Origin of the sequence: Methylobacterium sp. UNCCL125, from assembly GCF_900116795.1 — a bacterium.
Classification (GTDB): domain Bacteria; phylum Pseudomonadota; class Alphaproteobacteria; order Rhizobiales; family Beijerinckiaceae; genus Methylobacterium; species Methylobacterium fujisawaense.
On record NZ_FPBW01000028.1, the window covers coordinates 36,095 to 45,104 of the forward strand.

The window sequence follows — 9,010 nt, forward strand, 5'->3', positions numbered from 1 at the left end:
CCGATCGCGTGCGGAACGCTCCTTGCGTGCGCCGCCGGACCGGGTAGATGCGGGCAGACCGGAGCCGGGACCGACCGATGCAGCACGAGCCGAGCCGCGAGCCCGAGGAACTGGAGGCGCACCTCCTCGGACTGATTGAGGCTGCCCGGGAACAGGCCCGGGAGGACCCGTTCCGCAATCCCGTCCTGGCGGTGACCCTGGCGATCACCCGGCGGTTCGACAGGAACGAGATCTCGGCAGGCGACCTGGACGGCCTGTTCGTGCGCCTGCGCGCCGAAGCCCTGGCAGCCCGGGCGGAGCGGCTGCGGGCCTATGTCGGGCTCGATGCCAGCCCCGAGGATCCGCAGGCGGGGATTCCCGCCCGTCTCGTGGCGGCAATCCCCGACCGGTCGGACAGCGTCGAGGCCTTCGCGGCCCTCATCCACCGCACCGCCTTCGCGGTGGTGTTCACCGCCCATCCCACCTTCGGCATGCCCCGGGCCGTCGCCGGCCTCCTCGCCGAGGCCGCGAGCCTGCCCGACGCTGCGGCCCGCGCCGGGCTGATCGAACGGGCGGCGACTTTGTCCACGCGGCCGGACGCGCCGATCACCCTCGACGTCGAGTTCGAGCAGGCCTGCGCGGCGGCCAATAACGGGCGGCTCGCCCTCGACGCTTTCAACGGCGCCCTGCTCGACGCCGCCCGCGCCCGCTGGCCCGACCGCTGGACCGAACTGACGCCCCGCCCCTTCGCCATCGCCAGCTGGGTCGGCTGCGACACGGACGGGCGGACCGACATCGGATGGTGGGACACCCTCCGCTACCGGCTGATCTCGAAGCGGATGCAGTTCGACCGGGTGATGCGCGATCTGCCCGCGAGTCCCGCGTGCCGGGAGGTCCGTGCCCTCGCCGAGAACGCGCTGGCAGCGGTGAACCGCCAGCTCACCGTGGCGCCGCGCCTCGGCGACCAGCCGTCCCTCGAGGCGGTGCACCGCTTCGCCCTGGCCCTCATCATCGAGCGCGAGCGCGCCCAGACCGACGCGGGCGCCCTCGTCGCCGCGCTGACCAAGGCCCTCGAGGCTGCCGACGACGGGGCCGACAGACGGCGGATCGCGGTCCTGCGCGCGGGCGTCGCGACGCACGGCCTGTCGAACGCCCTGCCGCATTTCCGGCTGAACGCCAGCCAGATCCACAATGCGGTACGCCGGGTGATCGACCTCGAAGGCGAGCCCACCGACGCGGCCCGGCGCCGGTCGCACCTCGCGACGATCCACACCCTGCTGAACGATGTCCGGCCGGTCGCCGTCGATTTCGGGGCGCTCGCGGCCGAGCGGGCCTCGGCCGCCCGGCTGATGATGACGATCGCCCAGATCCTCAAGCACGTCGACGGCACCCATCCGGTGCGCTTCCTCATCGCCGAGACCGAGACCGGCTACACCCTGCTGGCCGCCCTCTGGCTGGCGCGGCACTACGGCATCGCCGACAAGCTGGAGATCACGCCGCTGTTCGAGACGGCAAGCGCCCTCGAACAGGGCATTCGGGTGCTCGACGACGCCCTGCGCAACCCCCACTGGCGCCAGTATCTGAAGCGCATCGGCCGGCTGACCGTGCAGTTCGGCTATTCCGATTCGGGCCGCTATGTCGGCCAGCTTGCGGCGACCTTCTGGATCGAGCGACTGCGGCTGCGCATCACCGAGATGCTGGTCCAGAACGGCCTGTCCGACGTCGAGCTCGCGATCTTCGACACGCACGGCGAATCGATCGGGCGCGGCGCCCATCCGACCTCCCTGCGCGACCGCCTCGCCTACCTCGCCCCCGAGGATGCGCGGGACCGGGCCCGCAAGGCCGGCATCCGGGTCCGGCTCGAATCGAGCTTCCAGGGCACCGACGGCTACCTGCTGTACGGCACCGAGGCGCTGGCCCGCGCCAGCGTCGCCCGCATCGCCGAGCACGTCTACGCGCTCGACGTGACGGAGGAGGATTCGTTCTCGGACTACGCCCTGAACGACCATCCCAAGGCGGCCGACGCCAAGGTCGATCCGATCTACGCCGAGCCGGATTTCGCCCTCGAATTCTTCACCGCGGCCCGCCAGGACATGGAGGCGCTGGTCGACGATCCGGGCTACGCCGCCCTGCTCGGCACCTTCGGCCCGAGCCTGATCGACCGGACCGGCTCACGTCCGGTAGCACGCCAGACCGACAATGGCGGCCCGGCGCGGATCACCCATCCGCGCCAGATGCGGGCGATCCCCAACAACGCGATCCTGCACCAGCTCGGCTTCCTGGCGAATTCCCTGCACGGGATCGGCCGGGCCGCCCAGCGCGGCCCGGACCTGTTCCGCGACATGCGCCGCGATTCGGTGCGCTTCTCCCGGGCCTTCCGGCTGGTGCAGCACGCCGCCTCGGTGGGCGACCTCGACGTGCTGCGCGCCTATATCGACACCCTCGATCCGGCCGTGTGGCTGGAGCGGGCGCGGCGCACGCAGAAGGATTTCCGCAGGGACGAGCTGGTCGTGATCTCCGGGGCCCTGGAGCGCCTCGATCTCGCCCCCGCGCTCCGGAACCTGTTCGGACGCCTGACCCGCGACTGGCTCGCCCTGCGCGCGGCCGCCCCGGACCTTCCCGCCATGTCGGCGCGGCTGACCCTGCTCCACGCCCTGCGGCTCGCGCTGATCCACCGGATCTGGTTCCTGGCGGTGCACATCCCGGGTTTCCGGCCCCAGGCGGGCATCTCACGCGAGCAGCTGCTGGAGCGCTTCCTGCGGCTGGACATCGACGGCTGCCTGAAGCTCCTCGACGCGATCTTCCCGATCACGCCGGATCCGACGCTCGGCCTGAACTTCGGCGAGCCGGCCGGCCCGCGGGACGTCGGCACCTACGAGGCGGAGCACGCCAACCTGTTCCAGCCGATCCGCCGGATGTTCGACCAGGTCCGCGAGATCTCCGGGATGATCCAGCACGAGGTCGGCGCGTTCGGATGACCGCGACGCCGTCCCGCAGGCCGAGGCCGGACGCGCAATCTGGCCCGACCTCGGCGCCGGCCTATATCGTCGACCATGGAACAGGTCGTCGTCTGGTTCGATGGAGGCTGCCCCCTCTGCCGGCGCGAGATCGCGCTGATGCGCCGGCTGGACCGGCGCGGCGCGATCACCTTCGTCGACGTGACAGAGGATGCGGACACCTGCCCGGCCTCGCGGGCGGACATGCTGGCGCGCTTCCATGCCCGCGAGGGCGAGTCCGTCCTCACCGGCGCCGCGGCCTTCGCGGCGATGTGGCGCGCGATCCCGGTTCTGCGCCCGCTCGGGCTCCTCGCGCGGTCGGGCCGCGTCCTGCAGGTCCTTGAGCGGCTCTACGGCGTGTTCCTGAGGGTCAGGCCCCGGCTGCAGCACCTCGCCCGGCGATTCGAACGGCCCCGGGCCTCAGCCTGAGGCGGGGATCCGCGGAGACGCGCTCACGCGGCCTCCACCTGCAGGATCGTCCCGCGAATGGCTGTCACCCGAACCCGTGCCCCGGCCGGTAGATCGGGTCCCTCGACCCGCCAGAGCGTATCGTCGAAGCGGATGCGGCCAGCCCCCTGCACGATCGGCTCGTCGAGCACGCCGGCGCGCCCGATGAGGCCCCTGTCGGCGCGGTTCAGCGCGGGAGCCGGCGGTCCGGCACCCCGCCGCTGCAGGCGCGCCGCGACGGCGACCAAGCCGACGGCCAGCACCGCGAACAGCAGGGTCTGACCCTGCCAGGGCAGGGGCAGCGCGGCGGCGGCCACGCCCGTCGCGACGGCGGCGAGGCCGAGCCAGATCAGGAAGACGCCGGGTAGCAGGATCTCGGCCCCCGCCAGGGCCAGCCCGGCGATCACCCAGCTCCAGGCGGGCCCGAGAGCCGCGACGGCGTCGGCGACGGAGGCGGGCATCGCCGGCGTCAGGTCCGCGGCGGGGCGACGTTGGGCGGCGTTCCCGCGCGCCTGGGCGCCGAGGGACCATCGCCGAACACGGTGCGGGTGAGTTCACCGATCCCGCCTAGGGTGCCGGCGAGAGCCGCCGCCTCGATCGGCACCACGACCACCCGCTGGTTCGGCGCGGTGGCGATTGCCCGTACGGCCTCGACGTATTTCTCGGCCACGAGGAAATTCGCCGCCGCGATGTCGCCCTCCGCGATCGCCCGGCTGACCATGCCGGTCGCCGCCGCCTCGGCCTCGGCGGAGCGCTCACGGGCCTCCGCGTCGCGGAAGGCGGCCTCGCGCCGGCCCTCCGCCTCCAGGATCGCCGATTGCTTGCGTCCCTCGGCCCGGAGGATCTCGGCGGCGCGCTGCCCCTCCGCCTCCAGGATCGAGGCGCGCTTCTCGCGCTCGGCCTTCATCTGGCGGGCCATGGCCCCGGCGAGATCGGCCGGAAGCACGATATCCTTGATCTCGATCCGGTTGATCTTGACGCCCCAGGGCGAGGCCGCCGCATCCATCACCCGGAGCAGGCGTTCGTTGATCTCGTCACGGTGAGCGAGGAGCTGGTCGAGATCCATCGCGCCGACCACGGTGCGAATGTTGGTCATCGTCAGGGTGGTGGCGGCGAGGTCGAGGTTCGAGACCTCGTAGGAGGCGCGCGCCGCGTCGAGCACTTGGTAGAACACCACCGCGTCGATGGTGACGCCGGCATTGTCGCGGGTGAAGGCCTGCTGGCTCGGCACGTCGATCACCTGCTCCATGACGTTCACCCGCCGGCCGATCCGCTCGACGAAGGGGGTGATCAGTCCGAGGCCGGCATCGAGGCTGCGGGCGTAGCGGCCGAAACGCTCCACCGTGTAGACGTAGCCCTGGGGGACGATCTTCACGCCCGCGGCCAGGGTGATGACCGCCAGCGCCGCCACGCCCACCGCGAAGACGCTCAGCCCGAACGGCAGCCCCATCGACACCCTCTCCGTCCCGGCCGCGCGTCCGGCGCGCGAGACGCAGCCTAGCAGGCCGATGCGCGCCTCGCGACCGCGGTCCCGGACAGCCGAGAAACGGGGCCGCCGCGGCCCGGCGTGAACGGGCCCCCATTCATTTCGATCATCTTTGGTTCAGGCCGCGGCGCTTAGGAAGTCGGCAAGCGTCGCGTTCGTCGTCGCTCCAGACCCTCCAACGCAACGCTTGTTGAAGAAACATTCGGCATGATCCCCGCCACCCTCGCCGCGGAAAGAAGTCCTTTCGCGCCGCTGCGGGCGGCAGAAATCCCCACCCAACCGGATCCGGTGCGCGCGTGAAGATCGCTGTCCTCGCACATCTGAAATACCCGATCGGCCAGCCCTATGCCGGCGGCTTGGAGATGCACACGCATCTCCTCACCGTCGCGCTGAAGCGGCACGGGCACGACGTCACGCTGTTCGCCAGCCGGGGCTCGGACCCGGCGCTCGATCCCGTGATGCTCTGCGATCCTACCGGGGACGCCCTCCTGGACCCGGACCGCGAGGAGGCGATCGACCGGGCGGAGCACGAGGCCTACCGGCGCATGATGGAGATGGTTGCGGCCGGGGGCTTCGATCTGGTCCACAACAATTCCCTGCACGCGCTGCCGCTGTGCGAGAGCACCCGGATCGGCCTCCCTTGGGTGACAGTGCTGCACACGCCGCCCTTCGAGTCCCTGGTCGCCGGCATCGTCGATGCCGATCCCGACATGGCCTTCCTCGCGGTCTCGCCGTCGCTGGCGCAGGAATGGGCGCATCTCGTCCCGAACGCGCAGGTGGTCGACAACGGCGTCGATCTGTCGACCTTCGTGTTCTCGGAAGAAGCCGACGTTCCGGCCTTCGCCTTCTGGTCGGGCCGAATCGTGCCCGAGAAGGGTCTGCACCTCGCCATCGACGCCGCCCGCGCCGCCGGGCTGCCGCTGACCTTCGCCGGCCCGAAGCTCAATCCCGGCTACTGGGCCGCCGAGATCGCCCCACGCATGGGGCCGGACCTGACGCATCTCGGCCATCTCGCGCACCGGGATCTGGCCCATCATCTCGGCCGGGCGCGGGTCGCGATCGTCTCGCCCCGCTGGGAAGAGCCCTTCGGCCTCGTCGTGGCGGAGGCGCTCGCCTGCGGCACCCCCGTGGCCGCCTTCCGCCGCGGTGCCATGCCTGACATCCTGGACGCGTCCTGCGGCCGCCTCGCCCGTCCGGACGATCCGCAGGATCTCGCAGTGGCCATCCGGGAGGCCGCCGGCCTGTCGCGCCGGGCCTGCCGCGACCGGGCCGAGGCGCTCTACGACGCCACCGCCATGACAGGACGCTACCTGGAAGCGTACGATGCGGTGATCGCGCGCTGCGCCGAGCGGGCGCGGCCCGCCCTGCGCGTCGCCGGAGGACGCGGCTGACCGGCGCAGATACGCGCGCCGTGCCGCATTTCCGCACCCGAGCCCGGAGCCCGGCGGCTCGACGTCCCGCCCCCGACCTCCGCGGCGCATGACGGTGCCACGGGAGACCTGACATGACTACGGACGCCGACCATCCGGCCCCCCTGCCCTGCGTCGTCTGCATTCCCGCCCGGAACGAGGCCGAGCGCCTGCCCCGCCTGCTCGCCTCCCTGGCCGCGCAGGAGGGCGTCTCGGCACGGGCGCCCCTCAGGGTTGTGGTTCTCACCAACAACTGCACGGACGGGACCGTCCAGGCGGTGCGGGATGTCGAAGCCTCGGGCATTCTCGCAACCCTCGCCCTCCGCCTGACCGACGTCGAGCTGGCCGGCGCTGAGGCCCATGTCGGCACGGCCCGGCGCATGGCGCTGGAGGCCGGGGCCGACTGGCTGGAGGCTGACGGACAGCCGGACGGAATCCTCCTCACCACCGACGCGGATGCCCGCCTGCCCGCCGACTGGGTGACGGCGAACCTGCGCGCGCTGGAGGCCGCGGACGTCGTCGGCGGCCGGCTCGTGATCGACGAGGACGGCACCGCGGATCCCGACCTCGTGGCCCTGCACGCACGCATCGAGCGCTACTGGTCCGGTGTCCGCCGCCTGGAGGATCTCCTGGACCCGCCGCCGCACGATCCCGCCCCCCGCCACGGCGACCATACCGGGGCGAGCCTCGCCGTTCCGGCCGTCCTGTACCGGTCGGTCGGGGGGCTGCCGGCGCTGCCCTGCGGCGAGGACAATGCCCTCGTCGGGCTCCTGCGCGCCAACGGGGCGCGCCTGCGCCACTGCCCGGAGGTGCATGTGCTGGTCTCGTCCCGCCATCAGGGGCGGGTCTCGGGGGGCATGGCCACCGAGATGCTGCGCCGCGCCCGTGTCCTTCACGGAGAGGCTTACCTGCTGCCGGAGGCCGCCCATTGGCAGGCGCTGATCCTGCGCCGGGCGGCGCTGCGCCGGGCCTTCCATCTGGACCCCGAGGCCCGCACCGCAGCCTGCGGGCGGCTCGGGCTCGCCCCGGAGGATCTCGCCACCGTCGGCGCCTGCCCCAACGACATCGCCTTCGTGGAGCGGGCCGACCGCATCCTCGAATCCCGCAGCGCGCCGGCGCGGGAATGTGCCCTGGAGCAAGCGGTCGCGGATCTCGACGCCCTCGCCCTTTCCCTGAAGGCCGCCGCGTGACCCGCGGCATCGGCTGGTACGTCCACCACCAGGGCGCCGGCCATCTCCAGCGCGCCCGGGCCGTCGCGGGGGCCCTGCCTCGACCCTGCACGATCCTCGGTACGCTCGCCGGTTTCGACACCGCCGGCCTCGACGTCGTCGACCTGCCCGATGATCGCCCCCTCGGCACCGCGGCCTTCGACGGCCGGGACGGCGAGGCCGAGCGGCCGGAGTCGCTCCACTACGCCCCTCTGAACCATCCCGGCATCCGCGCCCGGACGGCACGCATCGCCGCCTGGGCGGAGCGAACGGACCCGGCCCTGCTCGTGGTCGACGTCTCGGTGGAGGTCGCGCTCCTGGCGCGCCTGCTGTCGGTGCCGACCCTGGTGGTGCGGCTTGCCGGAACGCGGACCGACCGGCCGCACCTCGAAGCCTTCCGCAGCGCCACGCGACTGCTGGCGCCCTTCCCCGCCGCGCTCGACGGGTCGTCCGTCCCGGACTGGGTCCGGGCCAAGACGCTGTATGCGGGCTTCCTCGGCGCTCCGGCCCAAGGGCTCACCGAGGGGAGCCGGGACATCGTGGTGGTGTTCGGCCGCGGCGGCACGGGGGGCAGCCTCGCGGATCTCGCCGCGGCGGCGCGGGCGGTGCCCGACCGGCCCTGGCACGTCCTCGGGCCGGTCTCGGGCAGCGGCGAGATGCCGGACAACCTGCACCTGCACGGCTGGGTCCCCGACGTCGAGGCGCGGGTGGCGCAGGCGGCGCTGCTGGTTGGCGGCGGCGGCGACGGTGTGGTCGCGCTCGCCGCCGCGCAGGCGAAGCGCTTCCTCTGCCTGCCGGAGGAGCGGGCCTACGGCGAGCAGACCGAGAAGGCGGAGGCGCTGGCGCGGCTCGGCGCCGCGATCGTCCATCCGGGCTGGCCCCCGGCCTCGGCCTGGCCGGGCCTGATCCGGGACGGCCTCGCCCTCGACCCGGCGGTGATCGGCGCCCTGCACGATCCGGATGCGGTCCGGGGCTGCGCAGCGGCGATCGAGGCGTTGGTCCGGCACCTCTGAATGATCGGCCCGCGACGGTCCGGGGCGGGCGTCCTTGCGGACGCAGCGAGGCGGGAGAGCGAACTCCGTCTCTAAACGCCGCCGAAGCGAAGCTCGCTCCGGCGGACGTGTTTCAGGTTGGGCTCAGGAGATCAGATCGAGCTTCGCGGCCTCGATCCCGTCGGCGCGGATCGCGTCCGGCAGCGAAGAGAAGTCACGATATCCCGCCTCGCGCGCCATCGCGTCGAGGGCCGTCTGCTCGTCATCGGCCGCCCCGGTCCAGAGCACGGCGCCGCTCTTTGTCTGCCTAATCTGGAAAATGCTCATCGATCCCTCCCCGGTCGCGAAAAGACCTTCACGGTATTAACGTCGCCGTTCGTCGCCGGTTGCAGGGGGACCGAACACAACAGCCGCGGTTCGTCGGCGCCAATCCCCTGCGGCGCGAGGCCCGGCGACGGCATCGCGCAATGGCGCTATTCTCGTCCGCATCCAG

General features: G+C 72.5%; 8 protein-coding genes. 5 read left to right on the forward strand and 3 right to left on the reverse strand.

The window, feature by feature from the left end; genetic code table 11:
- Positions 1–77 precede the first annotated feature (77 nt).
- Together BM396_RS24885 and BM396_RS24890 are read left to right on the forward strand one after the other, a co-directional pair.
- Entirely contained in the window at positions 78–2,957 is a 2,880-nt protein-coding gene (locus BM396_RS24885; RefSeq protein WP_043357361.1) for a phosphoenolpyruvate carboxylase, read from the forward strand.
- Between the two features lie 75 nt (positions 2,958–3,032).
- Positions 3,033–3,404, forward strand: a complete 372-nt coding sequence (locus BM396_RS24890) for a thiol-disulfide oxidoreductase DCC family protein (protein WP_043385558.1) — start codon at positions 3,033–3,035, stop codon at positions 3,402–3,404.
- A gap of 23 nt (positions 3,405–3,427) precedes the next feature.
- On the opposite strand, the gene BM396_RS24895 is transcribed toward BM396_RS24890, so the two are convergent.
- Both BM396_RS24895 and BM396_RS24900 read right to left on the reverse strand, forming a co-directional pair.
- Positions 3,428–3,883, reverse strand: a complete 456-nt coding sequence (locus BM396_RS24895) for an NfeD family protein (protein ID WP_043385561.1) — start codon at positions 3,881–3,883, stop codon at positions 3,428–3,430.
- 8 nt (positions 3,884–3,891) lie between these two features.
- Positions 3,892–4,872: an SPFH domain-containing protein gene (locus tag BM396_RS24900; protein ID WP_043385564.1), complete on the reverse strand. Its 981-nt coding sequence runs from the start codon at positions 4,870–4,872 to the stop codon at positions 3,892–3,894.
- Positions 4,873–5,204: 332 nt separating this feature from the next.
- Between BM396_RS24900 and BM396_RS24905 the strand changes: the two genes are divergently transcribed.
- The 3 genes from BM396_RS24905 to BM396_RS24915 all read left to right on the forward strand — a co-directional run bounded on the left by BM396_RS24905 (position 5,205) and on the right by BM396_RS24915 (position 8,538).
- Complete coding sequence (locus tag BM396_RS24905; RefSeq protein WP_043353349.1) at positions 5,205–6,299, forward strand: glycosyltransferase family 4 protein; 1,095 nt, start codon at positions 5,205–5,207, stop codon at positions 6,297–6,299.
- A 113-nt stretch (positions 6,300–6,412) separates the two neighbouring features.
- A complete protein-coding gene (locus BM396_RS24910) occupies positions 6,413–7,507 on the forward strand; it encodes a glycosyltransferase family 2 protein (RefSeq protein WP_043385567.1) in 1,095 nt (364 codons plus the stop codon).
- Positions 7,504–8,538, forward strand: a complete 1,035-nt coding sequence (locus BM396_RS24915) for a glycosyl transferase (protein WP_043385571.1) — start codon at positions 7,504–7,506, stop codon at positions 8,536–8,538. Before BM396_RS24910 ends, BM396_RS24915 begins: the two co-directional genes overlap by 4 nt.
- Before the next feature lie 123 nt (positions 8,539–8,661).
- On the opposite strand, the gene BM396_RS24920 is transcribed toward BM396_RS24915, so the two are convergent.
- Positions 8,662–8,844 (reverse strand): hypothetical protein, encoded by a 183-nt coding sequence (locus BM396_RS24920; protein ID WP_043353351.1) that lies wholly within the window; start codon positions 8,842–8,844, stop codon positions 8,662–8,664.
- Between the last annotated feature and the right edge of the window lie 166 nt (positions 8,845–9,010).